This window comes from Enterobacter sp. 01-M-02-SI-ECC, from assembly GCF_047530595.1.
Taxonomy (GTDB): domain Bacteria; phylum Pseudomonadota; class Gammaproteobacteria; order Enterobacterales; family Enterobacteriaceae; genus Enterobacter; species Enterobacter cloacae_M.
In genome coordinates this window covers 18,928-41,387 of record NZ_JBLKCZ010000003.1, presented here as the reverse complement: position 1 = coordinate 41,387, position 22,460 = coordinate 18,928, and the positions used below count along the sequence as shown (strand labels likewise).

Below are 22,460 nucleotides of genomic sequence, written 5' to 3'. Positions count from 1 at the left end.
ACGGAAAAAGAAAAAGGGGAGATAAAATCCCCCCTTTTTGATTAACTGCTTGTATGATTTGGCTAATTATTCGCCAGATGCCTGCTGCGCTTCCGGTTTGCCGTAAATCAACAGCGGCTTGGTTTGACCGCTAATGACGGACTCGTCAATCACCACTTTCTCAACGTCTTCCATTGATGGGAGATCGTACATGGTGTCGAGCAGTGCCGCTTCAACAATTGAACGCAGACCACGGGCACCGGTTTTACGAACCATCGCTTTCTTGGCAATCGCATCCAGCGCTTCGTCGCGGAATTCCAGATCAACGCCTTCCAGATTGAACAGCGCCTGATACTGCTTGGTCAGCGCATTTTTCGGCTCTTTCAGGATCTGGATCAGCGCGTCTTCGCTCAGTTCATTCAGCGTTGCCACGACCGGCAGACGGCCGATGAATTCAGGGATCAGACCGAATTTGATCAGATCTTCCGGTTCAACCTGAGACAGCAGTTCGCCTTCGTTTGGTTTTTCGGACGTCGATTTCACCGTTGCGCCAAAACCAATGCCGGAGCCGGTTTCAACACGGTGGGAGATGACTTTGTCCAGACCAGCAAACGCACCGCCACAGATGAACAGGATCTTGGAGGTATCAACCTGCAGGAACTCCTGCTGCGGATGTTTACGACCACCCTGTGGCGGAACGGCGGCAACCGTACCTTCAATCAGTTTCAGCAGTGCCTGCTGTACGCCTTCACCCGATACGTCACGGGTAATGGACGGGTTGTCTGATTTACGGGAGATCTTGTCGATCTCATCGATGTAAACAATCCCGCGCTGGGCTTTCTGTACGTCGTAATCGCACTTCTGCAGCAGTTTCTGGATGATGTTTTCGACGTCCTCACCCACATAACCGGCCTCGGTCAGGGTGGTGGCATCCGCCATCGTGAACGGAACATCAAGCAGGCGCGCCAGAGTTTCAGCCAGCAGCGTTTTACCGGAACCGGTTGGGCCGATCAGCAGAATGTTACTTTTACCCAGTTCTACGCCATTGCTGGTGTCGCCGTTACGCAGACGTTTGTAGTGGTTGTAGACCGCTACCGCCAGCACTTTCTTGGCCTGCTCCTGTCCGATGACGTAGTCGTCAAGGTGATGACGAATTTCATGCGGCGTTGGCAGCGCGCTGCGCTCACGGTGCGGTGCGACTTCTTTAATCTCTTCGCGAATGATGTCGTTACATAAATCGACACATTCGTCGCAGATATACACGGACGGCCCGGCAATCAGTTTACGCACTTCATGCTGGCTTTTGCCGCAAAAAGAGCAGTACAGCAGTTTGCCCGAACCATCTTTGCGTTTATCTGTCATGAGTCCAAACCTCTTTTTAAGTTCTTTGTGCCGCACATGACGACGCAAATGCCATTCTAAGACGCAAGCTGCAATCAGCAGCGTGCCGCCCTACCTTAGTATAGCGGCACACTCGCGTCACGGGCATCAATTACGATGGGTCAACACGGAGTCGACTAAGCCGTACTCAACTGCCTCTGAAGCAGAGAGGAAGCGATCGCGCTCGGTATCGCGCTCGATCTGCTCGAGTGGTTGACCCGTATGCTGCGCCATAAGTTCATTCATGCGCGCTTTTACTTTCAGAATTTCACGGGCGTGGATTTCGATATCCGTCGCCTGCCCCTGGTAACCGCCCAGTGGCTGGTGAATCATCACGCGGGAATTTGGCAAGCAGAAACGCTTACCTTTCGCCCCTGCTGTTAACAGGAACGCGCCCATAGATGCAGCCTGACCCATACAGATAGTGCTTACATCAGGCTTGATGAATTGCATGGTGTCATAAATGGACATTCCTGCTGTAATCACGCCACCCGGGGAGTTAATGTACAGGTAAATGTCTTTTTCCGGGTTTTCCGCTTCCAGAAACAGCATCTGCGCCACGATCAGGTTAGCCATGTGGTCTTCCACCTGGCCGGTCAGAAAGATAACGCGTTCCTTGAGCAGACGGGAATAGATATCAAAAGAACGCTCACCACGTGAGGTCTGTTCAATAACCATTGGCACCAGAGCCATATGGGGTGCAAAGTTATCTCGTTCGCCACTGTATGACATTTCCGTCTCCTGGATCAAAATTGAAAACACCTGCTGTACTGATTGTAACCTTACGGACGGATTATCAGCCAGTCTCATTCATCATGATTACGTACTTATGGGGTTCACAGTGCCCTATTTCAAGCATAACAACCTTTTGTTGTTACGCTAACACCGAAAGGGCGTTTTAGCACTCTTCCTGGGCTATCGCTGCGATAAAAAAAACCCGCTGCCGCAAGGCAACGGGTTTTCTGTTCAAACTTTAAACCGTTGGGGCGAAATTACGCCTGCTGGTTCATCAGTTCGTTGAAAGAGGTCGCTTTTTCGGTCACTTTCGCTTTCGCCAGTACCGCTTCAACAGCCTGCTCTTCCAGGGCAACATTGCGCATGTTGTCCATCAGCTCTTTGTTCTTACCGTAGAACTCGATCACTTCTGATGGATCTTCGTATGCAGAAGCCATCTCTTCGATCAGGCCCTTCACACGCTCTTCGTCAGCTTTCAGCTCGTGGGTACGAATCACTTCGCCCAGCAGCAGGCCAACAACAACGCGGCGTTTCGCTTGCTCTTCGAACAGCTCGCGTGGCAGTTCCATCGCTTGCTGCTGGTTGCCACCGAAACGCTGTGCAGCCTGGCGGCGCAGAACGTCGATTTCGCTGTCGATCAGGGCAGCTGGAACGTCGATTTCATTGGCTTTCACCAGACCTTCGATCGCCTGAGATTTCACACGGTTACGTACAGCGCCGTTCAGTTCGCGTTCCATGTTCTTACGCACTTCGGTACGCAGACCCGCTACGGAACCATCTTCCACGCCGAAACGCTTGATGAATTCTTCAGTCAGTTCTGGCAGTTCGCGCTCTTCAACTTTCTTCAGGTTGATAGCGAACTTCGCTGCTTTCCCTTTCAGGTTTTCAGCGTGGTATTCTTCCGGGAAGGTCACGTCGATAGTGAACTCTTCGCCAGCCTTGTGGCCTTTGATACCGTCTTCGAAGCCTGGGATCATACGACCCTGGCCCATAGCCAGTACGAAGTCAGACGCTTTACCGCCTTCGAACTCTTCGCCGTCTACAGAACCGGTGAAGTCGATGGTGACACGGTCTTCAGCGTCAACAGCGCCTTCTTTCTCTTTCCAGTTCGCCTGCTGCTTGCGCAGGGTATCCAGCATGCCGTCAACGTCTTCGTCAGTCACGGAAACAACTGGTTTTTCAACTTCGATAGATTCCAGACCTTTCAGCTCAACTTCCGGGTACACTTCGAACTCTACGGAGTAGGTGAAGTCTTCGCCCAGTTTGTATTCGCCTGGAACGTAGTTCGGCGCACCGGCCGGATTGATTTTTTCTTTGATGATCGCATCAATAAAGTTACGGCTCATCAGTTCACCCAGCACATCCTGACGCACGGAAGCGCCATAACGCTGAGCAACAACATTCATTGGTACTTTGCCCTTGCGGAAGCCGTCAATACGTACTTTTTTTGCTACGTTGACCAGCTCGCTTTTCACAGCAGTTTCGATGCTGTCAGCAGCGATAGTAATCGTTACACGGCGGCCAAGGCCTTGAGTGGTTTCAACTGAAACTTGCATCTTGTTACCTCAAAAAAATCACAGTGCTCGGTCAACTCTGAATCTGTCTGTTATACCGGGATGCTCTCTTAGTGCAGATCCACATTCCCTGTCGCCAGAATCATCCCGAAGACATTCAATAAGACGCGGCATTATAGCGGCATCACTTAGGTGAGTCGAGAACGGTTGGGGCATGTTGCTGCGGCTTTTTTCACACTTTAAGGCTATTTTTAGCCTTAAAATCGCACCATCCGCTCAAAACTCAAACAAAACAAAACGGCCCGGAGGCCGTTTTGAGGAAATCTGTAAGCAACATACTGGAAAAGCTCCAGCCGTTGCAAATCCGATTTATCAGGCGATAGTGCCTGCACCGCGACAGGGAGGCGATGCGAAAACCGTATCCTGCAGGCCTTCCCATTCCTTAATGGTGTAGGTATGCAGTGCCAGCGCATGCACGGTCGTGGAGAGTTCTTCCGTCAAGGTGCTGTAGATCAAGCGGTGTCGATTCAGGAAACGTTCTCCCGTGAAGCGATCGCTAACCAGAACCACTTTAAAGTGGCTTTCAGAACCTGCCGGCACGTTATGACGATAGCTTTCGTCGACGACTTCGAGGAACACAGGGTTGAACGCTGCCCTTAATTTATCTTCTATATGCTCACGTATCATCATGAAATTACTCCTCCGACAACGCCAGGATGTCACCCATCCCTTTAAATGTTAGCCGCTTTTACCGTTTCCATTACACCTTGACAACAAATATTTAGCTTTCGTCTGATTTTCTCATTCAAACGAATGAAGTTCACTGTGAGACTCATACGTTTTGTCATACACGGATTGGGAAAAACGGTGAACTGGTCAGTTTTCGGACAAGGCGATGAATTTACATGCGTTGACCACTTCCCCTCGCCGTTGGCGATGTTATGATGGCGGCAATTTTTCTCTTTATATGCTTACGATTCGTTGAGAACCCGAAAATGTTAAAAAAACTCTTCTTTCCGTTGGTAGCCCTTTTTATGCTGGCAGGCTGCGCTACTCCGCCAACCACTATTGATGTCTCACCAAAAATCACCCTGCCTCAGCAGGACCCAAGCCTGATGGGCGTCACCGTGAGCATTAACGGTGCCGATCAGCGTCAGGATCAGGCGCTGGCAAAAGTGACCCGCGATAACCAGCAGGTTACCCTCACCGCGTCCCGCGACCTGCGCTTCCTGCTCCAGGAAGTGCTGGAGAAACAGATGACCGCTCGCGGCTACATGATTGGCCCAAGCGGCGCGGTCGATCTGCAGATCATCGTGAACAACCTGTACGCTGACGTGTCACAGGGCAACGTGCGCTACAACATCGCGACCAAAGCGGATATCGCCATCATTGCCACCGCGAAGAATGGCAACAAGATGACCAAAAACTACCGCGCCAGCTACTCTGTTGAAGGTGCCTTCCAGGCTTCTAACCAGAACATTGCTAACGCCGTGAACAGCGTGCTGACCGACACCATTGCCGATATGGCGCAGGACACCAGTATTCACGACTTTATCAAGCAGAACGCGCGTTAATCCCGCTCTCTGACCCGGTGTATCACCGGGTCAGTTTTATAAGAACATGTCCAGCCACTACTTACGCATTTTCCAGCAACCGAAATCAGCTATCCTGCTGATCCTCGGCTTCGCCTCGGGTTTACCCCTCGCACTCACTTCCGGCACGCTTCAGGCGTGGATGACGGTTGAGAACATAGATCTTAAAACCATCGGTTTCTTCTCGCTTGTCGGCCAGGCCTATGTCTTTAAGTTCCTGTGGTCTCCGGTCATGGATCGCTATACGCCGCCTTTCCTCGGGCGTCGACGCGGCTGGTTAGTGATGACGCAGATCCTGCTGCTGCTGGCTATTGCGGCGATGGGATTTCTTGAACCCACCACCCAGCTTCGCTGGATGGCCGCGCTTGCGGTGGTGATTGCCTTCTGTTCCGCCTCTCAGGATATCGTGTTCGACGCCTGGAAGACGGACGTGTTACCTGCGGAAGAGCGCGGCGCCGGTGCGGCAATCAGCGTGCTGGGCTATCGCCTCGGGATGCTGGTCTCCGGCGGGCTGGCGCTGTGGCTCGCCGATCGTTACCTCGGCTGGCAGGGCATGTACTGGCTGATGGCCGCCCTGCTGATCCCCTGCATTATCGCGACGCTGTTCGCGCCCGAACCGAGTGACGTCATCCCGGTTCCCCGCTCGCTGGAGCAGGCCGTCGCCGAACCGCTCCGTGACTTCTTTGGCCGCAACAACGCCTGGCTGATCCTGCTGCTTATCGTCCTTTATAAGCTGGGCGATGCCTTTGCCATGAGCCTCACCACCACCTTCCTGATCCGGGGCGTCGGCTTTGACGCCGGTGAAGTCGGCGTGGTGAATAAAACGCTGGGGCTGTTTGCGACCATCGTCGGCGCGCTTTATGGCGGCGTATTGATGCAGCGCCTGACGCTGTTTCGCGCGCTGCTGATTTTCGGCATCCTTCAGGGTGCCTCTAACGCAGGCTACTGGCTGCTGTCGATTACCGACAAACATACGATCAGCATGGCCGCGGCGGTGTTCTTCGAAAACCTCTGCGGCGGCATGGGAACCGCGGCGTTTGTCGCCCTGCTGATGACCCTGTGCAACAAGTCGTTTTCCGCTACCCAGTTCGCGCTGCTCTCGGCGCTCTCCGCCGTTGGGCGTGTTTACGTTGGCCCGATTGCCGGCTGGTTTGTGGAAGCCCATGGCTGGCCAACATTTTATCTCTTCTCGGTCGTGGCTGCCGTGCCGGGAATTTTATTGCTGCTGGTCTGCCGTCAGACGCTTGAATATACCCAGCGGACAGAACATTTTATGCCGCGCACCGAATATCGCCGCGCTTACCGTTTTGCGCTACGTCTGTTAATGGCGGGCTGTATCGCTCTGGCGCTCTGGCTAGTGGTGCTTATTATCAATGCCAGCACCTCTCTGGTACTCCCTTTCGAAGCCCTTCTGCTGGACGCAGGCGCCCTGCTGGCTATCGCCGGGATCATGATCGGAGGTCTGCTCGATTTCATGGCGTTGCGTAAAACGCAGATGACCTGAAGAAAAATGCGAAAGGTTATTTCCCGTTGTAATCACTAACTGAAATTATAACGGTGAAATAGCCGCCAACCGCAAAAAAAATATTTGTTGATTTGTGCGGGATAGGATTTGGAAATTATTGGCTCCCACTCCAAAACGCTATTTTTCATTAAACGATTCAGCATACGAGAGTTTGATTTTTCGTTTTTTAGATGTCTTTTTATTGATAATTAATTGTTAATTTTTTGTTTATTTTTAACAATGGTTATACCAATTGCCCCTTTTAGGGTATGCTTGGGGGTCCTTTCGTTATAAAGCCCATGCCGTGCGGCTTCGGTCATAAAAACCGACATAATTTGCAACACTTGTGACACGTGCGGCAGAACCCGGTAACACCTTCCTGACACAGGCCTAATGATGTTTACAGTAATGTAACCTTCCCGTAAAATGCCCGCACACTTTAAACGCCACCAGACTCCGTGGAATTGAGGTCGTTAAATGAGACTCGGGAAATACAATAAAAGTTTGGGATGGTTGTCATTATTCGCGGGCACTGTATTACTCAGTGGCTGCGATTCTGCACTACTAGACCCCAAAGGACAGATTGGACTGGAACAACGTTCACTGATATTGACGGCTTTTGGCCTGATGTTGATTGTGGTTATTCCTGCCATTTTGATGGCTGTTGGTTTCGCCTGGAAGTATCGTGCGAGCAATAAAGATGCGAAGTATAGCCCTAACTGGTCACACTCCAATAAAGTGGAAGCTGTGGTCTGGACGGTTCCTATTCTGATCATCCTGTTCCTTGCCGTACTGACCTGGAAAACCACTCACGCACTTGAGCCAAGCAAACCGCTGGTTCACGATGAGAAACCTATTACCATTGAAGTGGTCTCCATGGACTGGAAATGGTTCTTCATCTATCCAGAGCAGGGTATTGCTACCGTGAATGAAATCGCCTTCCCGGCGAACACTCCGGTTCAGTTCAAAGTGACCTCCAACTCCGTAATGAACTCCTTCTTCATCCCACGTCTGGGTAGCCAGATTTACGCGATGGCCGGTATGCAGACCAACCTGCACCTGATCGCGAATGAAGCAGGCACCTATGATGGTATCTCCGCCAGCTATAGCGGCCCGGGCTTCTCAGGTATGAAGTTCAAAGCTATTGCGACGCCAGACCGTGCCGCTTTCGACCAGTGGGTTGAAAAAGCGAAGCAGTCTCCAAACACCATGTCTGACATGGCGGCGTTCGAAAAAGTGGCTGCACCAAGCGAATACAACAAGGTGGAGTACTTCTCTAATGTGAAACCAGATTTGTTCAAAGACGTTATTGGCAAATTTATGGATCACGGCAAGAGCATGGACATGACCCAGCCTGAAGGCGAGCACAGCGCGCACGAAGGTATGGAAGGCATGGACATGAGCCACGCGGAAACCGCTCACTAAGGGGCCGAGGAAGAAAATGTTCGGAAAATTGACACTGGATGCAGTGCCCTACCATGAACCGATTATCGTGGTTACGGTGGCTGCAATTATCATTGGTGGCGCGGCCTTACTGGCCCTGATCACTTACTTCGGTAAGTGGAGCTACCTGTGGAACGAGTGGCTGACTTCGGTTGACCACAAAAAACTCGGTATCATGTACTGCATCGTCGGTATCGTCATGTTAATTCGTGGCTTTGCGGATGCGATCATGATGCGTAGCCAGCAGGCACTCGCTTCTGCGGGTGAAGCCGGCTTCCTGCCGCCGCACCACTACGATCAGATCTTTACCGCCCACGGCGTTATCATGATCTTCTTCGTGGCGATGCCGCTGGTTATCGGTCTGATGAACGTTGTCGTTCCGCTGCAAATCGGCGCGCGCGACGTGGCGTTCCCGTTCCTGAACAACCTGAGCTTCTGGTTCACGGTTGTCGGCGTTATCCTGGTTAACCTGTCACTGGGTGTGGGCGAATTCGCGCAGACCGGCTGGCTGGCTTACCCGCCGCTGTCAGGAATTGAGTACAGTCCAGGCGTTGGCGTCGACTACTGGATTTGGGCGCTTCAGCTCTCCGGTGTCGGTACTACCCTGACCGGTATCAACTTCTTCGTGACCATTATCAAGATGCGTGCCCCTGGCATGACCATGTTCAAGATGCCGGTATTTACCTGGGCATCTCTGTGCGCCAACATCCTGATTATTGCCTCCTTCCCAATTCTGACCGTCACCATCGCGCTGCTGACCCTGGATCGCTATCTGGGCACCCATTTCTTCACGAATGATATGGGTGGCAACATGATGATGTACATCAACCTGATTTGGGCCTGGGGTCACCCGGAAGTGTACATTCTGGTTCTGCCTGTGTTCGGTGTGTTCTCCGAAATCGCGGCAACCTTCTCGCGTAAACGTCTGTTTGGTTACACCTCTCTGGTGTGGGCAACCGTGTGTATTACCGTTCTGTCGTTCATCGTTTGGCTGCACCACTTCTTCACCATGGGTGCGGGCGCGAACGTAAACGCCTTCTTCGGTATCACCACCATGATTATCGCCATCCCTACCGGGGTGAAGATCTTCAACTGGCTGTTCACCATGTACCAGGGCCGTATCGTGTTCCACTCAGCGATGCTGTGGACCATCGGCTTCATCGTAACCTTCTCCGTAGGTGGGATGACCGGCGTACTGCTGGCGGTACCGGGCGCTGACTTCGTTCTGCACAACAGCCTGTTCCTGATTGCGCACTTCCATAACGTTATCATCGGTGGCGTGGTCTTCGGCTGCTTCGCTGGCGTAACCTACTGGTGGCCAAAAGCGTTCGGCTTCACGCTGAACGAAAAATGGGGTAAACGCGCGTTCTGGTTCTGGATCATCGGCTTCTTCGTAGCATTTATGCCGCTGTACGTGCTGGGCTTCATGGGTATGACCCGTCGCCTGAGCCAGCAGATCGATCCGCAGTTCCACCCAATGCTGATGGTTGCAGCGGGCGGTGCCGTGCTGATTGCCTGTGGTATCGCGTCTCAGCTGATTCAGTTCTACGTGTCTATTCGCGACCGCGATCAGAACCGTGACCTGACCGGTGACCCATGGGGTGGCCGTACGCTGGAGTGGGCGACCTCTTCTCCACCTCCTTTTTATAACTTCGCCATTGTGCCGCAGGTTCATGAACGTGACGCATTCTGGGAAATGAAAGAGAAAGGTGAAGCGTACAAGCAACCTGCTCATTACGAAGAGATCCACATGCCGAAAAACAGCGGTGCGGGCATCGTGATTGCCGCCTTCGCAACGGTATTTGGTTTCGCAATGATCTGGCACATCTGGTGGATGGCGATTGTTGGCTTCGCCGGCATCGTAATCAGCTGGATTGTGAAGAGCTTTGACGAGGACGTGGACTACTACGTACCAGTCCGTGAAGTTGAGAAGCTGGAAAATCAGCATTTCGACGAGATTTCTAAAGCGGGGCTGAAAAATGGCAACTGATACTCTGGCGCACTCAACTGCCCACGCGCATGAGCATGCGCACCACGATACAGGACCGACAAAAGTCTTCGGTTTCTGGATCTACCTGATGAGCGACTGCATTCTGTTCTGCTGTCTGTTCGCAACCTATGCCGTTCTGGTGAACGGCACAGCGGGCGGCCCGACCGGCAAGGACATTTTTGAACTGCCGTTCGTTCTGGTTGAAACCGCACTGCTGTTATTCAGCTCCATCACCTACGGCATGGCGGCTATCGCCATGTACAAAAACAACAAGAGCCAGGTTGTTTCCTGGCTGGCGTTGACCTGGTTGTTTGGTGCTGGATTTATCGGGATGGAAATCTATGAATTCCATCACCTGATCATGGAAGGCTTCGGCCCGGATCGCAGTGGCTTCCTGTCCGCGTTCTTCGCGCTGGTCGGCACTCACGGTCTGCACGTGACCTCCGGTCTGATCTGGATGGCAGTCCTGATGTTCCAGATCTCCCGTCGCGGCCTGACCAGTACTAACCGTACCCGTATCCTGTGCCTGAGCCTGTTCTGGCACTTCCTGGACGTGGTGTGGATCTGTGTGTTCTCTGTTGTCTATCTGATGGGGGCGATGTAATGAGTCATTCTAACGATCATGGCGCTTCCCACGGCAGCGTAAAAACCTACATGACAGGTTTCATCCTGTCGATCATCCTGACGGTGATCCCGTTCTGGATGGTGATGAGCGGTTCTGCGTCTAAGCCGGTTATCCTGGGTGCAATCCTGGTAACCGCTGTGATTCAGATTCTGGTGCATCTGGTTTGCTTCCTGCACATGAACACCAAGTCCGATGAAGGCTGGAATATGACCGCCTTTATCTTTACCGTGATTATCATCGCTATCCTGGTAGTCGGTTCCATCTGGATTATGTGGAACCTCAACTACAACATGATGGTTCACTAAGAGCGGCGAGTATGTTTAAGCAATACCTGCAAGTAACGAAACCAGGCATCATCTTTGGCAACCTGATCTCCGTGATCGGAGGGTTCCTGCTGGCCTCTAAGGGCAGCATTGATTACACCCTCTTTATCTACACGCTGGTCGGTGTGTCACTGGTTGTTGCGTCCGGTTGTGTATTTAACAACTACATCGACATGGATATCGACAAGAAGATGGAAAGGACCAAAAATCGGGTGCTGGTGAAAGGCCTGATCGCCCCTTCCGTCTCGCTGGTGTACGCCACCTTGCTGGGTATTGCTGGCTTTATGCTGCTGTGGTTTGGTGCTAACCCGCTGGCCTGCTGGCTGGGGGTGATGGGGTTCGTGGTGTATGTGGGCGTCTACAGCCTGTATATGAAACGCCACTCCGTCTACGGCACGCTGATTGGTTCTCTCTCCGGCGCTGCGCCGCCGGTGATTGGCTACTGCGCGGTCACGAACGAGTTCGACAGCGGTGCGCTGATCCTGCTGGCTATCTTTAGCCTGTGGCAGATGCCGCACTCCTATGCCATCGCGATTTTCCGCTTTAAGGATTATCAGGCAGCGAACATCCCGGTTCTGCCGGTCGTGAAGGGCATTTCAGTTGCCAAGAACCACATCACGCTGTACATCATCGCCTTTGCCGTGGCAACGCTGATGCTCTCTCTGGGCGGTTACGCCGGATACAAATATCTGGCAGTAGCGGCCGCGGTGAGCGTCTGGTGGCTCGGTATGGCGCTGCGCGGTTACAAAGTGGAAGATGACAAAGTCTGGGCGCGCAAGCTGTTTGTGTTCTCGATTGTGGCCATCACCTCGCTATCGGTGATGATGTCCGTGGACTTCATGGTGCCGGATTCGCACAACCTGCTGACTTACGTCTGGTAAGCCAAACAGGTCAATAAAAGGGTGCTTCGGCACCCTTTTTTATTCACTGAATCTACTAATAACGCATGTAATATTTGTTAAATAACCCTTTATTTACCCCGCCCCTTCCCCGCACTACACTATGGCCTGCTTTTGAACTGAGGTGGTAATGAACGATTATAAAATGACGCCAGGCGAGCTACGCGCGACCTGGGGCTTAGGGACTGTCTTCTCGCTACGGATGCTTGGCATGTTTATGGTCCTGCCTGTTCTGACCACGTACGGTATGGCGCTGCAGGGGGCCAGCGAGGCGCTGATTGGGCTCGCGATCGGCATCTACGGCCTGGCGCAGGCGGTCTTCCAGATCCCCTTTGGCCTGCTCTCTGACCGGGTGGGCAGAAAGCCGCTGATCGTCGGCGGGCTGCTGGTCTTTGTGCTCGGAAGCGTGATTGCCGCCCTCTCCCACTCCATCTGGGGGATTATTCTTGGCCGCGCCCTGCAAGGGTCCGGCGCGATTGCCGCCGCGGTGATGGCGCTACTCTCAGACTTAACCCGCGAGCAAAACCGCACCAAAGCGATGGCGTTCATCGGCGTGAGCTTTGGCGTGACGTTTGCGATTGCCATGGTGCTGGGCCCCATCATTACGCACACGTTGGGTCTGCACGCCCTGTTCTGGATGATTGCCGTGCTGGCAACCATCGGTATTGCCTTAACCCTGTGGGTCGTGCCGGACAGCAAGAACCACGTTCTGAACCGCGAATCAGGGATGGTAAAAGGCTGCTTCAGCAAAGTGATTGTCGAGCCGCGCCTGCTTAAGCTGAATTTTGGCATTATGTGCCTGCACATCCTGCTGATGTCGACCTTTGTCGCTCTGCCCGGCCAGCTTGCCGCAGCGGGTTTCCCGGCGGCTGAGCACTGGAAAATCTATCTGGTCACGATGCTGATTTCGTTTGTCTCCGTCGTGCCGTTCATCATCTACGCCGAAGTGAAGCGCAAAATGAAGCGCGTCTTCGTGGGCTGCGTGGCGGTCCTGCTGATTGCCGAAATTGTGCTCTGGGGTGCCGGTCCGCACTTCTGGGAACTGATTGCCGGCGTACAGCTGTTTTTCCTGGCCTTTAACCTGATGGAAGCGCTGCTGCCGTCGCTGATCAGCAAAGAGTCCCCCGCCGGATATAAAGGCACCGCGATGGGCATCTACTCCACCAGCCAGTTTCTCGGCGTGGCGATCGGCGGCTCGCTCGGCGGCTGGGTGGACGGCCTGTTTGATTCACAAACCGTGTTTCTCGCCGGTGCGCTACTGGCGACGGTCTGGCTGCTGGTCGCCAGCACCATGAAAGAGCCGCGCTACGTGAGCAGCCTGCGAGTGGAAATCCCGGATGATGTGGAAATCAGCGATGCGCTTAAGCAGCGTCTTGAAGCCAAAGAGGGTGTAACAGAGGTGCTCATTGTCCCGGAAGAGCGCAGCGCTTACGTCAAAATAGACAGTAAAATGACCAACCGCTTCGAAGTCGAGCAGGCGCTCAAAGCGTGAAAAAAAGCCCGGTTAAACCGGGCTTTTTTATATTAATCGCGGAAGTTTTTAAACTGGAACGGTTGCCCCAGATCGCCGCCGCGCACCAGCGCCATTACGGACTGGAGATCATCGCGGGACTTCCCGGTCACGCGAATTTCTTCGCCCTGGATCTGCGCCTGCACCTTCAGCTTGCTGTCTTTGATGAGCTTAACGATCTTCTTCTGCACCGCGCTCTCAATGCCCTGCTTCAGCTTAGCTTCCACAAACCAGTTCTTACCGCTGTGCACAAACTCTTCCGGCACGTCCAGAGACGTCCCTTCGATACCGCGCTTTAACAGCTTGGCGCGCAGAATGTCGAGCAGCTGATTCACCTGGAAGTCAGACTCGCTCAGCACCTTAATGGTCTTATTTGCGTCGTTCAGCTCAAACGACGCCTCTACGCCGCGAAAATCGAAACGTGACTCAACTTCGCGGGTTGCGTTCTCAACGCCGTTGCGAACTTCCTGGATATCAACTTCGGAAACAATATCGAAAGATGGCATCTTTTCTTCTCCCTTCACTTTTGTTGCGTTGCATAATACCCGCTACGAGGCATAACTCAACAGAAGCTTAGCTGTATAATTAAGCTGTAACACCTGGCGCAGTTGCAGGTGAGGAGGAACAATGAAAATTACGGTGCTCGGATGCGGAGCGCTTGGTCAGCTGTGGCTGACCGCGCTGTGCAAGCACGGACATGAGGTTCAGGGCTGGCTGCGCGTGCCCCAGCCCTATTGCAGTGTAAACCTGATTGGTGAAGACGGAAGCATCTTTAACGAATCCCTCACCGCGAACGATCCTGACTTCCTGGCGCAAAGCGACCTTTTACTGGTGACGCTCAAAGCGTGGCAGGTCTCAGACGCGGTAAAAACGCTGGCCGCGCAGCTCCCCTCCACTTCCCCCATTCTGCTGCTGCATAACGGCATGGGGACGCTTGATGAGCTGAAAAACGTCCCGCAGCCCCTGCTGATGGCGACGACCACGCACGCTGCGCGTCGCGACGGCAACATCATCGTGCATGTCGCCAGCGGCGTGACGCACATCGGGCCCGCAAGAACTCAGGATGGAGATTACAGCTATCTTGCCGATGTGCTGCAGAAGGTGCTGCCGGACGTCGCCTGGCACAACAACATCCGCCCTCAGCTGTGGCGCAAGCTGGCGGTAAACTGCGTAATCAATCCGCTGACGGCGCTGTGGAACTGCCCGAACGGAGAGCTGAAAAATCATCCGCAGGACGTTGCCATGCTGTGTGCGGAAGTCGCGGCGGTCGTTGGGCGGGAAGGCCTGCATACCTCGGCCGACGATTTGCGCTGCTATGTCGAGCAGGTCATTGAGAGCACGGCAGAAAACATCTCCTCGATGCTGCAGGATGTTCGGGCATTACGCCACACGGAGATCGACTACATCACGGGATATCTGCTAAAACGCGCCCGCGCGCACGGCATCGCTGTGCCGGAAAACGCCCGTCTGTATGACCTGGTTAAACGTAAGGAGAGTGAATATGAGCGCGTCAGCACTGATCTGCCTCGCCCCTGGTAGCGAAGAGATGGAAGCGGTCACCACCATTGATTTGATGGTGCGCGGCGGCATTAAGGTCACCACCGCCAGCGTCGCCAGCGACGGTAATCTGGCAATCACCTGCTCGCGCGGGGTGAAAATCCTTGCGGATGCCCCCCTTGTTCAGGTGGCTGACGGCGATTACGACATCATCGTGCTGCCCGGCGGCTTAAAAGGCGCGGAATGTTTTCGCGACAGCCCGCTGCTGGTCGAGACCGTGCGTCAGTTCCATCTGTCAGGCCGTATCGTCGCGGCAATCTGTGCCGCCGCCGGAACGGTTCTGATTCCGCACGATATCTTCCCCATCGGCAACATGACCGGTTTCCCGGGGCTCAAGGATACGATCCCGGAAGAGCACTGGGTTGATAAACGCGTCGTCTGGGATCCGCGCGTCAACCTGCTGACCAGCCAGGGGCCAGGCACCGCGATTGATTGTGGCTTAAAGATTATTGACCTGCTGGTCGGGCGCGAGAAAGCGTACGAAGTAGCGTCATCGCTGGTGATGCCTGCGGGGATTTATAATTATTACGAATAGGTGTTCTCCCTCACCCTGTGGGAGAGGGGCGGAGGCAACAGGTCGCCCCCGCCCTGCAATAAACTACGGGCGATACACCTTCACATTCGCAAAGCCCTGCTCGCGCAGATACAGCGCCTGCAGACGGCTCATCACTCCACGCTCACACCACAGCAGATAGGTTTTGCTCTGGTCGAGGTCGCCAAATTTGGTGCTCAGCTTGTAGAACGGCAGAGAAACCACTTCGACGCCTTCAACCTGCAGCGGCTTGTCATCCTGCTCATCAATGGAGCGAATATCCAGAATTGCATCGTTAGCGCCGAAACCGCTCACGGTTTCAACTTCAACGACTTCCTGCTCGGTCTGCTGGGCAATCTCGCGGATGTCGATGTTGGAGGCTTCCTCCACCACTTTTTCCAGAATGCTGAAATCGAAGTTCTCTTCTTCCGCTTCGATCTTCGCCTTCACCGCCTTCACCGTTGGGCTTTTTGAGATCACGCCGCAGTATTCCGGCATGGTGCGGGCAAAATCTTCGGTGCCGATTTCGCGCGCCAGGTCGATGATGTGCTCTTTGTCGTGGGAGATCAGCGGACGCAGGATCAGCGTATCAGACACGTTGTCGATAAGACGCAGGTTGGTCAGCGTCTGGCTGGATACCTGGCCCAGCGCTTCACCGGTGACCAGCGCCTGCACGCCGTAGCGCTCGGCAACTTTGGACGCCGCACGCACCATCATACGCTTCAGCACCACGCCCATCTGGCCGTCGTCGACTTTCTCGAGGATTTCACCCACGACCGGCTCAAAGTTGATCGCCACGAAACGCACGCGGTGGGAACTGCCGAAGCGGTTCCACAGATAATGCGCGACCTGACGAACGCCGATTTCGTGCGCCGCGCCGCCCAGGTTGAAGAAGCAGTAGTGCACGCGGCAGCCGCGACGCATCAGCATATAGCTGGAGACGCCGGAGTCGAAGCCGCCGGAGATGAGGGACAGGACGTCTTCCTGGGTGCCGATCGGGAAGCCGCCGATACCTTCATAGCGCCCTTTCACCAGCAGCAGGCGATCGTTTTCGATCTCCAGGTTCACGGTCACGTCCGGGTTGGTCAGACGAACGCGCGCCGTTTCAACGTGCTGGTTCAAACCGCCGCCAACGTAACGTTCCACTTCAATAGAGCTGAACTCGTGCTTGCCGCGACGCTTCACGCGCACGCAGAAGGTTTTGCCTTCGATCTGATCGCGGTACTGGACCAGCGCTTTCTCGAAGATGTCGTGCATATCGCTGAACGGAACATCTTCCACTTCCAGGATATGGTGGATCCCCGGAATACGGGTCAGCGCGTCGCGAATATCCTGACGTTTATTTTCGTCTTTGGCGCGTACTTCAACGTGGTCCCAGTGGCGCACCACGGCGAGGGTTTCGTCGTAGTGCTTTAATACGTTACGAATGTTCCCGGTGAGAATTTTAATAAAGCGCAAACGCACAGATTGGCTTTTGATGGTGATTTCAGGGAACAATTTAATGATAAACTTCATGGCGGCAATGTTTCTTAGGCAAGCGTATTAAGGCTTGTAATGGAAAAGAGTACAGCAGCCCACACCCGTGGCTGCATCCAGGCGCGCAAGTATACCACCATCGCGCCGCTCCTGTGCACATTGCGCGTTATTTGATAATTGCCCTGAGTCCGTTACCATGTCGGGGCTGAGAATATAAGAGTCAATTCACTATGCCGAAGAAGAACGACGCACCGGCCAGTTTCGAAACTGCGCTGAGTGAACTGGAGCAAATCGTTACCCGTCTTGAGAGCGGCGATCTCCCGCTGGAAGAGGCGCTCAATGAATTCGAGCGTGGCGTGCAGCTGGCGCGCCAGGGGCAGGTCAAACTGCAGCAGGCCGAGCAGCGCGTACAGATCCTGCTTTCCGACAGCGAAGACGCGAAAACCACGCCTTTCACACCGGACGCCGAGTAAATGGATTTTGCCAACGAGCTTCAGGCGCGTGTCGTACGCGCCAACGACGCCCTGCGCCGTTTTATTGCGCCACAGCCTTTTCAGAACACTCCACTGGTTGAAGCCATGCACTATGGCGCACTCTTGGGTGGAAAGCGCCTGCGCCCGTTCCTGGTGTACGCCACAGGCAATATGTTTGGCATCAGCGACAACACGCTGGACGCCCCGGCAGCCGCCGTGGAGTGCATCCACGCCTACTCGCTGATCCACGACGATCTCCCGGCCATGGACGACGACGATTTGCGTCGGGGTCAACCCACCTGCCACATCAAGTTTGGCGAGGCGAATGCCATTCTGGCGGGTGATGCCCTGCAGACGCTGGCGTTCTCGATTCTGAGCGACGCACCAATGGCCGAAGTGGCTGACCGTGACCGTCTGGCAATGATTTCCGAACTGGCCATGGCCAGCGGCGTGGCCGGCATGTGCGGCGGACAGGCGCTAGATCTTGAAGCGGAAGGACGTCAGGTTAATCTGGAACAGCTGGAGCGTATTCATCGCCATAAAACCGGGGCATTGATTCGTTCCGCCGTTCGCCTGGGCGCGCTGAGCGCGGGTGAGCAAGGGCGCAAAGCCCTGCCGATTCTGGACAGATACGCAGAAAGTATCGGTCTGGCATTCCAGGTTCAGGATGACATTCTGGATGTGGTGGGCGATACTGCAACATTGGGTAAACGTCAGGGTGCGGACCAGCAGCTTGGCAAAAGTACCTACCCCGCCCTGCTGGGCCTTGAGCAAGCCCAACGTAAAGCCCGGGATCTGATTGACGACGCCCGCCAGTCGCTAAATGAACTGGCCGCGCAATCGCTGGATACCTCGGCACTGGAAGCGCTAGCGGACTATATAATCCAGCGTGATAAATAAACTATATATCTCGATGAGCCTTTGATGAGTTTTGATATTGCCAAATACCCGACACTGGCGTTAGTTGACTCCACCCAGGAGTTACGCCTGTTGCCGAAAGAGAGCCTGCCGAAGCTGTGCGACGAGCTGCGTCGCTACCTGCTCGACAGCGTAAGCCGCTCCAGCGGCCATTTCGCCTCCGGGCTTGGCACGGTTGAGCTGACCGTGGCGCTGCACTACGTCTATAACACGCCTTTCGATCAGCTCATCTGGGACGTGGGCCACCAGGCTTATCCGCACAAAATTCTGACCGGACGTCGCGATAAAATTGGCACTATTCGTCAGAAAGGTGGCCTGCATCCGTTCCCGTGGCGCGGTGAGAGCGAGTATGACGTGCTGAGCGTCGGCCATTCCTCCACCTCCATTTCTGCGGGCATCGGTATTGCCGTCGCCGCCGAGAAAGAGAACAAGCAGCGCCGCACCGTCTGCGTGATTGGCGACGGTGCCATCACCGCGGGTATGGCCTTCGAAGCCATGAACCATGCGGGCGACATCAAGCCGGACATGCTGGTTATCCTCAACGATAACGAAATGTCGATCTCCGAGAACGTTGGCGCGCTGAACAACCATCTGGCACAGCTGCTCTCCGGCAAGCTTTACTCCTCGCTGCGTGAAGGCGGTAAAAAAGTCTTCTCCGGCGTACCGCCGATCAAAGAGCTGCTTAAGCGTACCGAAGAGCACATCAAAGGCATGGTCGTGCCGGGCACCCTGTTTGAGGAGCTGGGCTTTAACTATATTGGCCCGGTTGACGGTCACGACGTGCTGGGCCTGGTGACCACGCTCAAGAACATGCGCGACCTGAAAGGCCCGCAGTTCCTGCATATCATGACTAAAAAAGGGCGCGGTTACGAACCGGCGGAAAAAGATCCGATCACCTTCCACGCGGTGCCGAAATTCGACCCGTCCAGCGGCTGTCTGCCAAAAAGCAGCGGCGGCATGCCGAGCTATTCAAAAATCTTCGGCGACTGGCTATGCGAAACCGCAGCCAAAGACAACAAGCTGATGGCTGTGACGCCTGCCATGCGTGAAGGCTCCGGCATGGTGGAGTTCTCCAGAAAATACCCTGACCAGTATTTTGACGTTGCCATTGCCGAGCAGCATGCGGTGACGTTTGCAGCGGGCCTGGCCATTGGCGGCTACAAGCCGGTTGTCGCTATCTATTCCACCTTCCTGCAGCGCGCCTACGATCAGGTGATCCACGACGTGGCGATTCAGAAGCTGCCGGTACTGTTTGCTATCGATCGTGCGGGCGTCGTCGGTGCCGACGGCCAGACGCACCAGGGCGCGTTTGATCTGTCGTTCCTGCGCTGTATTCCGGATATGGTTGTCATGACGCCAAGTGACGAGAACGAATGTCGTCAGATGCTGTTTACCGGCTACCACTATCAGGATGGCCCAAGCGCCGTTCGCTACCCGCGCGGCAATGCGGTGGGCGTTGAGCTTCAGCCGCTGGAAAAATTGCCGATCGGTAAAGGTCTGGTGAAGCGTCGCGGTGAAAAAGTGGCGATCCTGAACTTCGGCACGCTGATGCCAGAGGCGGCTAAAGCGGCTGAAGCGTTGAATGCCACCCTGGTGGACATGCGCTTTGTGAAGCCGCTCGACGACTCTCTGATCCTGAGTATGGCTGAGACGCATGACGTGCTGGTCACGCTGGAAGAAAACGCCATCATGGGCGGCGCGGGCAGCGGCGTGAACGAGGTACTGATGGCGAACCGTACAGCCGTGCCGGTGCTGAACCTCGGCCTGCCGGATCACTTCATTCCGCAAGGTACTCAGGACGAAGCCCGTGCGGCTATTGGCCTGGACGCCGCCGGTATCGAAGCCAAAATCCGTACCTGGCTGGACTGACCCCTCCCCCTTTTCCGCTCCTGCTATGCTTAAACCTGGTGTTTAAACAGCAGGAGCGGAACCGTGCAATACACTACGTTAGGAAAAACGGACCTTAAGGTTTCCCGACTTTGTCTGGGATGCATGACCTTTGGCGAGCCCGATCGGGGAAACCACGCCTGGACGCTGCCGGAAGAGAGCAGCCGTCCGATTATCAAACGCGCCATCGAGGGCGGCATTAACTTCTTTGACACCGCCAACAGCTACTCCGACGGCAGCAGCGAGGAGATTGTCGGCCGCGCCCTGCGCGATTTTGCCCGTCGGGATGACATCGTCGTCGCCACCAAGGTCTTCTATCCGTCAGGCGACCTGTCTCAGGGACTTTCTCGCGCCCAGATCCTTCGCTCCATTGATGACAGCCTCAGACGTCTGAACATGGATTACGTCGATCTGCTGCAAATTCACCGCTGGGATTACAACACGCCAGTCGAGGAGACGCTTGAGGCGCTCAACGACGTGGTCAAAGCCGGGAAAGCTCGCTACATCGGCGCGTCGTCTATGCACGCGTCGCAGTTTGCCCAGGCGCTGGATCTCCAGGCGCAGCACGGCTGGGCGCGATTTGTCACCATGCAGGATCACTACAATCTGATCTATCGTGAAGAAGAACGCGAGATGCTGCCGCTGTGCCATCAGGAGGGCGTGGCGGTGATCCCGTGGAGTCCGCTGGCGCGCGGCCGCCTGACCCGTCCATGGGGGGAAACCACGGCTCGCCTGGTATCGGATGAAGTGGGAAAAAATCTTTATTCCGGTACAGAAGCCAGCGATGCGCTAATTGCCGAACGGTTAGCCGGAATTGCCGACGATACCGGTGCCACTCGCGCCCAGGTAGCGCTGGCTTGGCTGCTGGGCAAGCGCGGGGTCGCGGCACCGATTATTGGAACGTCGCGGGAAGAACAGCTGGATGAGCTGCTGAATGCGGTGGATATCACGCTGACGCCAGAGCAGATTGCCGAGCTGGAGACGCCGTATCAGCCGCATCCGGTGGTGGGGTTTAAGTAAGCCCTGCCACAGAGAAAGGGAACAAAACACATAGGCCGGGTAAGGCGAAGTTGCCACCCGGCAATACAGAGCGCACAACATCACGCGAAGTGATCGTACCCTTTCCAGTCCAGCGTAACGGGCGCGCCGTCTTTCACAAACTTCAGCCCTTCGCTTTCCGGCATGATCTGACCGATGCAGGTGAATTTCGCGCCGAGATGCGCTAACGCCACGTCCAGCGTTCCACGGTTGAGCTCAGGCACCGTGAAGCACAGTTCGTAGTCTTCACCACCGGACAGCGCCCAGCGCAGCGCCTGCTCAGGTTCAACGTGGCGAAGCTGCTGCTCAGACAGCGGGAAGAGATCCAGGTCAACGCGCGCGCCGACGCCGCTGGCCTTCAGGATATGGCCGAGATCGGAGATCAGCCCGTCAGAGAGATCGATAGCCGAGCTTGCCCGTTCGCGCAGCGCCTGGCCGTGCAAAATACGCGGCGTTGGCCGCAGATGGCGTTTCACCAGATACGCCGCATCGTCAGCATCTTCAACCGTTAAACGATTTTGAAGGATCGCCAGCCCTGCCGCGCTATCGCCCGGCGTACCGGTCACGTAGATCCAGTCGCCGGGTTTTGCGCCTGAACGCTTCAGCGCGCGGCCAAGCGGCACGTAGCCGTGGATCGCCAGCGTCATCGACAGCGGCCCGGCAGTCGTGTCGCCGCCAATCAGCTGCATATCGTAATAGCTAAGCTGCTCAAAAAGCGCATCGCTAAAGGCTTCCAGCCAAGCTTCATCTACCTCTGGCAGCGTCAGAGCCAGCGTTAGCCACGCGGGATCGGCCCCCATCGCCGCCAGATCGCTGACGTTAACCGCCAGGGCTTTATACGCCAGATCGGCAGGATCGATATCCGGTAAGAAATGACGGCCGCACACCAGAGTGTCGGTGCTGATTGCCAGCGTCTGTTTTTCGGGAATATTGAGAAGTGCACAGTCATCGCCAATGCCGGTTTCAACATCAAGACGAGAGGTTCTGACACGGTCGAAATAACGGGCAATCAGGGAGAATTCGCCGCATGCCATACGTTATGCCTCAGCAAATAAAAGAAAAAACCGGAGCCGCACTGCCCGTCA

21 protein-coding genes are annotated in these 22,460 nt (G+C 55.0%); 14 read left to right on the top strand and 7 right to left on the bottom strand.

What is annotated here, in order from left to right; all coding sequences use genetic code 11:
* Positions 1-66: 66 nt before the first annotated feature.
* The 4 genes from clpX to bolA form a co-directional block, all read right to left on the bottom strand.
* Positions 67-1,341, bottom strand: a complete 1,275-nt coding sequence (gene clpX / locus ACMWLG_RS05870; RefSeq protein ID WP_023310570.1) for an ATP-dependent protease ATP-binding subunit ClpX — start codon at positions 1,339-1,341, stop codon at positions 67-69.
* A gap of 126 nt (positions 1,342-1,467) precedes the next feature.
* On the bottom strand, positions 1,468-2,091 hold the full coding sequence (gene clpP / locus ACMWLG_RS05865) for an ATP-dependent Clp endopeptidase proteolytic subunit ClpP (RefSeq protein ID WP_008503317.1): 624 nt from the start codon (positions 2,089-2,091) through the stop codon (positions 1,468-1,470).
* 260 nt (positions 2,092-2,351) lie between these two features.
* Positions 2,352-3,650: a trigger factor gene (tig, locus tag ACMWLG_RS05860; RefSeq protein WP_023310569.1), complete on the bottom strand. Its 1,299-nt coding sequence runs from the start codon at positions 3,648-3,650 to the stop codon at positions 2,352-2,354.
* 330 nt (positions 3,651-3,980) lie between these two features.
* Positions 3,981-4,298 (bottom strand): transcriptional regulator BolA, encoded by a 318-nt coding sequence (gene bolA / locus ACMWLG_RS05855; protein WP_021241655.1) that lies wholly within the window; start codon positions 4,296-4,298, stop codon positions 3,981-3,983.
* 305 nt (positions 4,299-4,603) lie between these two features.
* Between bolA and ACMWLG_RS05850 the strand changes: the two genes are divergently transcribed.
* The 8 genes from ACMWLG_RS05850 (at position 4,604) to ACMWLG_RS05815 (ending at position 13,476) form a co-directional block, all read left to right on the top strand.
* Positions 4,604-5,182, top strand: a complete 579-nt coding sequence (locus ACMWLG_RS05850; RefSeq protein WP_023310568.1) for a lipoprotein — start codon at positions 4,604-4,606, stop codon at positions 5,180-5,182.
* Between the two features lie 46 nt (positions 5,183-5,228).
* Entirely contained in the window at positions 5,229-6,704 is a 1,476-nt protein-coding gene (gene ampG / locus ACMWLG_RS05845) for a muropeptide MFS transporter AmpG (protein ID WP_414762959.1), read from the top strand.
* 477 nt (positions 6,705-7,181) lie between these two features.
* The gene (cyoA, locus tag ACMWLG_RS05840; protein WP_014882770.1) at positions 7,182-8,129 is read left to right on the top strand and encodes a cytochrome o ubiquinol oxidase subunit II; all 948 of its coding nucleotides are present in this window, start codon (positions 7,182-7,184) and stop codon (positions 8,127-8,129) included.
* Positions 8,130-8,145: 16 nt separating this feature from the next.
* Positions 8,146-10,137, top strand: coding sequence for a cytochrome o ubiquinol oxidase subunit I (cyoB, locus tag ACMWLG_RS05835; protein WP_014168864.1), 1,992 nt, complete (start codon positions 8,146-8,148; stop codon positions 10,135-10,137).
* Positions 10,127-10,741, top strand: coding sequence for a cytochrome o ubiquinol oxidase subunit III (locus ACMWLG_RS05830; protein ID WP_008503324.1), 615 nt, complete (start codon positions 10,127-10,129; stop codon positions 10,739-10,741). The genes cyoB and ACMWLG_RS05830 overlap by 11 nt, the downstream gene beginning before the upstream one ends.
* Positions 10,741-11,067, top strand: coding sequence for a cytochrome o ubiquinol oxidase subunit IV (locus ACMWLG_RS05825; protein ID WP_006176899.1), 327 nt, complete (start codon positions 10,741-10,743; stop codon positions 11,065-11,067). Before ACMWLG_RS05830 ends, ACMWLG_RS05825 begins: the two co-directional genes overlap by 1 nt.
* An 11-nt stretch (positions 11,068-11,078) precedes the next feature.
* Entirely contained in the window at positions 11,079-11,966 is an 888-nt protein-coding gene (cyoE, locus tag ACMWLG_RS05820) for a heme o synthase (RefSeq protein WP_013095848.1), read from the top strand.
* Positions 11,967-12,114: 148 nt separating this feature from the next.
* A complete protein-coding gene (locus tag ACMWLG_RS05815; protein WP_023334702.1) occupies positions 12,115-13,476 on the top strand; it encodes an MFS transporter in 1,362 nt (453 codons plus the stop codon).
* 32 nt (positions 13,477-13,508) lie between these two features.
* Here ACMWLG_RS05815 and ACMWLG_RS05810 read toward each other — a convergent pair whose 3' ends face one another.
* Complete coding sequence (locus ACMWLG_RS05810; RefSeq protein WP_023334701.1) at positions 13,509-14,000, bottom strand: YajQ family cyclic di-GMP-binding protein; 492 nt, start codon at positions 13,998-14,000, stop codon at positions 13,509-13,511.
* Positions 14,001-14,121: 121 nt separating this feature from the next.
* Between ACMWLG_RS05810 and panE the strand changes: the two genes are divergently transcribed.
* Together panE and yajL are read left to right on the top strand one after the other, a co-directional pair.
* Positions 14,122-15,033 (top strand): 2-dehydropantoate 2-reductase, encoded by a 912-nt coding sequence (gene panE, locus ACMWLG_RS05805; protein ID WP_045400674.1) that lies wholly within the window; start codon positions 14,122-14,124, stop codon positions 15,031-15,033.
* Positions 14,996-15,586 carry a protein deglycase YajL gene (gene yajL / locus ACMWLG_RS05800; RefSeq protein WP_414762958.1) on the top strand — a complete coding sequence of 197 codons (591 nt, stop codon included), beginning with the start codon at positions 14,996-14,998 and terminating at the stop codon, positions 15,584-15,586. Before panE ends, yajL begins: the two co-directional genes overlap by 38 nt.
* 63 nt (positions 15,587-15,649) lie before the next feature.
* Here yajL and thiI read toward each other — a convergent pair whose 3' ends face one another.
* Positions 15,650-17,098, bottom strand: a complete 1,449-nt coding sequence (gene thiI, locus ACMWLG_RS05795; protein WP_023310562.1) for a tRNA uracil 4-sulfurtransferase ThiI — start codon at positions 17,096-17,098, stop codon at positions 15,650-15,652.
* Between the two features lie 191 nt (positions 17,099-17,289).
* On the opposite strand from thiI, the gene xseB reads away from it, so the two are divergent.
* The 4 genes from xseB to ACMWLG_RS05775 all read left to right on the top strand — a co-directional run bounded on the left by xseB (position 17,290) and on the right by ACMWLG_RS05775 (position 21,357).
* Positions 17,290-17,532 carry an exodeoxyribonuclease VII small subunit gene (gene xseB / locus ACMWLG_RS05790; protein ID WP_008503331.1) on the top strand — a complete coding sequence of 81 codons (243 nt, stop codon included), beginning with the start codon at positions 17,290-17,292 and terminating at the stop codon, positions 17,530-17,532.
* Positions 17,533-18,432, top strand: coding sequence for a (2E,6E)-farnesyl diphosphate synthase (ispA, locus tag ACMWLG_RS05785; protein WP_008503332.1), 900 nt, complete (start codon positions 17,533-17,535; stop codon positions 18,430-18,432). It begins immediately after the preceding gene.
* 24 nt (positions 18,433-18,456) lie between these two features.
* Complete coding sequence (gene dxs / locus ACMWLG_RS05780) at positions 18,457-20,319, top strand: 1-deoxy-D-xylulose-5-phosphate synthase (protein WP_045400670.1); 1,863 nt, start codon at positions 18,457-18,459, stop codon at positions 20,317-20,319.
* A 63-nt stretch (positions 20,320-20,382) separates the two neighbouring features.
* Entirely contained in the window at positions 20,383-21,357 is a 975-nt protein-coding gene (locus ACMWLG_RS05775; protein ID WP_045400668.1) for an aldo/keto reductase, read from the top strand.
* Between the two features lie 80 nt (positions 21,358-21,437).
* On the opposite strand, the gene thiL is transcribed toward ACMWLG_RS05775, so the two are convergent.
* Entirely contained in the window at positions 21,438-22,409 is a 972-nt protein-coding gene (gene thiL, locus ACMWLG_RS05770) for a thiamine-phosphate kinase (RefSeq protein WP_045400665.1), read from the bottom strand.
* Positions 22,410-22,460: the final 51 nt, after the last annotated feature.

Coding starts and splice junctions, on each gene's coding strand:
- clpX (WP_023310570.1), bottom strand. CDS start 1,341: ATGACAGATAAACGCAAAGATGGTTCGGGCAAACTGCTGTACTGCTCT.
- clpP (WP_008503317.1), bottom strand. CDS start 2,091: ATGTCATACAGTGGCGAACGAGATAACTTTGCACCCCATATGGCTCTG.
- tig (WP_023310569.1), bottom strand. CDS start 3,650: ATGCAAGTTTCAGTTGAAACCACTCAAGGCCTTGGCCGCCGTGTAACG.
- bolA (WP_021241655.1), bottom strand. CDS start 4,298: ATGATGATACGTGAGCATATAGAAGATAAATTAAGGGCAGCGTTCAAC.
- ACMWLG_RS05850 (WP_023310568.1), top strand. CDS start 4,604: ATGTTAAAAAAACTCTTCTTTCCGTTGGTAGCCCTTTTTATGCTGGCA.
- ampG (WP_414762959.1), top strand. CDS start 5,229: ATGTCCAGCCACTACTTACGCATTTTCCAGCAACCGAAATCAGCTATC.
- cyoA (WP_014882770.1), top strand. CDS start 7,182: ATGAGACTCGGGAAATACAATAAAAGTTTGGGATGGTTGTCATTATTC.
- cyoB (WP_014168864.1), top strand. CDS start 8,146: ATGTTCGGAAAATTGACACTGGATGCAGTGCCCTACCATGAACCGATT.
- ACMWLG_RS05830 (WP_008503324.1), top strand. CDS start 10,127: ATGGCAACTGATACTCTGGCGCACTCAACTGCCCACGCGCATGAGCAT.
- ACMWLG_RS05825 (WP_006176899.1), top strand. CDS start 10,741: ATGAGTCATTCTAACGATCATGGCGCTTCCCACGGCAGCGTAAAAACC.
- cyoE (WP_013095848.1), top strand. CDS start 11,079: ATGTTTAAGCAATACCTGCAAGTAACGAAACCAGGCATCATCTTTGGC.
- ACMWLG_RS05815 (WP_023334702.1), top strand. CDS start 12,115: ATGAACGATTATAAAATGACGCCAGGCGAGCTACGCGCGACCTGGGGC.
- ACMWLG_RS05810 (WP_023334701.1), bottom strand. CDS start 14,000: ATGCCATCTTTCGATATTGTTTCCGAAGTTGATATCCAGGAAGTTCGC.
- panE (WP_045400674.1), top strand. CDS start 14,122: ATGAAAATTACGGTGCTCGGATGCGGAGCGCTTGGTCAGCTGTGGCTG.
- yajL (WP_414762958.1), top strand. CDS start 14,996: ATGAGCGCGTCAGCACTGATCTGCCTCGCCCCTGGTAGCGAAGAGATG.
- thiI (WP_023310562.1), bottom strand. CDS start 17,098: ATGAAGTTTATCATTAAATTGTTCCCTGAAATCACCATCAAAAGCCAA.
- xseB (WP_008503331.1), top strand. CDS start 17,290: ATGCCGAAGAAGAACGACGCACCGGCCAGTTTCGAAACTGCGCTGAGT.
- ispA (WP_008503332.1), top strand. CDS start 17,533: ATGGATTTTGCCAACGAGCTTCAGGCGCGTGTCGTACGCGCCAACGAC.
- dxs (WP_045400670.1), top strand. CDS start 18,457: ATGAGTTTTGATATTGCCAAATACCCGACACTGGCGTTAGTTGACTCC.
- thiL (WP_045400665.1), bottom strand. CDS start 22,409: ATGGCATGCGGCGAATTCTCCCTGATTGCCCGTTATTTCGACCGTGTC.